This is a genomic window from Polaromonas sp. P1_G2 (genome assembly GCF_056405515.1).
The window spans coordinates 1-379 of the sequence record NZ_JBFUBY010001604.1 but is presented as its reverse complement, the minus strand read 5'-3'; the positions used below and the strand labels follow the sequence as shown (position 1 = coordinate 379).

The 379-nt window shown below is 57.8% G+C and carries 1 protein-coding gene; it reads right to left on the bottom strand.

Annotated elements, in window-relative coordinates:
* The coding region (locus AC1D0P_RS31750; RefSeq protein WP_477680359.1) for a TraB/GumN family protein at positions 1 to 379 on the bottom strand (379 nt) is incomplete at both ends.

Below are 379 nucleotides of genomic sequence, written 5' to 3'. Positions count from 1 at the left end.
GCATGCTGGCCATGGCTTCGAGCTGTTCCTGCAGGGTTTCGACGCCCTTCACCTCCTTGCCCGCGGCCTGGGCTTCGACGGCCAATTTCTGGTCGAGGAAGGGCACACCCTTGTTCTTGCGGGAGATTTCGCAGGTCGACAAAGCCACCATTGAGGTCAGGATATAAGGCTTCATCTTGACCACCGAGCCGAGCGGAATGCCGCGGCCCATCAGCGCTTTTTCCAGCACCTTCTGGTCATCGGGCGAGAGATAGTCGATCAGCGTCTTCGCATCGGTGAACATCATCAGGCCCGGTTGGGCGAACAATTTCAGCGATGCCTTCTTCGCGTCGAGAATTTCGTCGGATTCGAGGATGATCGTCTTGGCGCTTGCATAGGC